This window comes from Mycobacterium sp. 1465703.0 (assembly GCF_001672975.1).
Lineage (GTDB): Bacteria > Actinomycetota > Actinomycetes > Mycobacteriales > Mycobacteriaceae > Mycobacterium.
Map to the genome: position 1 here is coordinate 1 of NZ_LZKU01000176.1, position 1584 is coordinate 1584.

Annotated in this window: 2 pseudogenes; one reads left to right on the top strand and one right to left on the bottom strand. The window is 65.5% G+C overall.

Going from position 1 to position 1584, the window contains the following annotated elements:
- Positions 1-609: pseudogene (locus A5625_RS16035) on the bottom strand (phosphopantetheine-binding protein); the annotation flags it as partial.
- On the opposite strand from A5625_RS16035, the pseudogene A5625_RS16040 reads away from it, so the two are divergent.
- A pseudogene (locus A5625_RS16040) lies at positions 610-1584 on the top strand (non-ribosomal peptide synthetase); the annotation flags it as partial.

The window sequence follows — 1584 nt, forward strand, 5'->3', positions numbered from 1 at the left end:
CCGCACCGAAAGACCAGCACCCAACGACTTATTCATCGCGGCCACCAACCGCATCGCCGACAACGAATCCCCACCCAGGTCGAAGAACGAGTCATCCATCCCAACCCGCTGCACACCCAGCACCTGAGCGAACACCCCCGCCAACACCTCCTCGACCGGGGTGCCCGCAGCGCGAAAACGGTTGACGTCCTTATAGTCCGGGGCCGGCAGCGCGCGCTTGTCCAGCTTGCCGTTGACCGTCAACGGCAACTCGTCCAGCACCACCACCGCGGCCGGCACCATATACGCCGGTAACCGCTCCGCCAACGCCGCGCGTGCCACGCTGGGATCGGCGGTCCCGGTGATATAGCCCACCAGGCGCTTATCGCCGGGGCGGTCCTCGCGGGCCACCACCACCGCCTGCTCAACCCCCGCCACACCGCTTAACGCGGACTGGATCTCGCCCAGCTCGATGCGATATCCGCGGATCTTGACCTGCTCATCGGCACGCCCCAAATACTCCAACTGCCCATCAGCACGCCACCGCACCAGGTCTCCGGTGCGATACATCCGCGCCCCGTCCCCACCGAACGGACACGCCACAAACCGCGACCCGGTCAACCCCGCCCGACGCCGTCGGCGTTTTATGCGCTGCAAACCGCCGATGCGATGGCACCGGAGCTGGCTGATCAGCTCAAACTTGAGACGGTGATTTTCGCCGGTGAGGCATTGGAAGTTCAGCGCCTTAGCGGGTGGTTGGACCGTCACCCGGGTTTGCCGCGGCTGATCAATATGTATGGCACCACTGAGACGACGGTGCATGCGTCGTTCCGCGAGATCGTGGACCGCGATGTGGAGAGCAGTGCCAGTCCGGTCGGGGTGCCGTTGGCGCATCTGGGTTTTTTTGTGCTGGATGGGTGGTTGCGTCCGGTGCCGGTGGGTGTGGTGGGGGAGTTGTATGTGGCCGGTCGAGGCGTCGGTGTGGGGTATGTGGGCCGGGCGGGGTTGACCGGGTCGCGGTTTGTGGCGTGTCCGTTCGGGAGTGCGGGACAACGGATGTATCGCACCGGAGACCTGGTGCGGTGGTGTGCTGATGGGCAGTTGGAGTATCTGGGGCGTGCCGATGAGCAGGTCAAGATCCGCGGATATCGCATCGAGCTGGGCGAAGTCCAGTCCGCGTTAAGCGGTGTGGCGGGGGTTGAGCAGGCGGTGGTGGTGGCCCGCGAGGACCGCCCCGGCGATAAGCGCCTGGTGGGCTATATCACCGGGACCGCTGATCCGGTCGTGGTGCGCGCGGCGTTGGCGGAGCGGTTACCGGCCTATATGGTGCCGGCCGCGGTGGTGGTGCTTGACGAGTTGCCGGTGACGGTCAACGGCAAGCTGGACAAGCGCGCGCTGCCGGCCCCGGACTATAAGGACGTCAACCGTTTTCGCGCTGCGGGCACCCCGGTCGAGGAGGTGTTGGCGGGGGTGTTCGCTCAGGTGCTGGGTGTGCAGCGGGTTGGGGTGGATGACTCGTTCTTCGACCTGGGTGGGGATTCGTTGTCGGCGATGCGGTTGGTGGCCGCGATGAATAAGTCGTTGGGTGCTGGTCTTTCGGTGCGG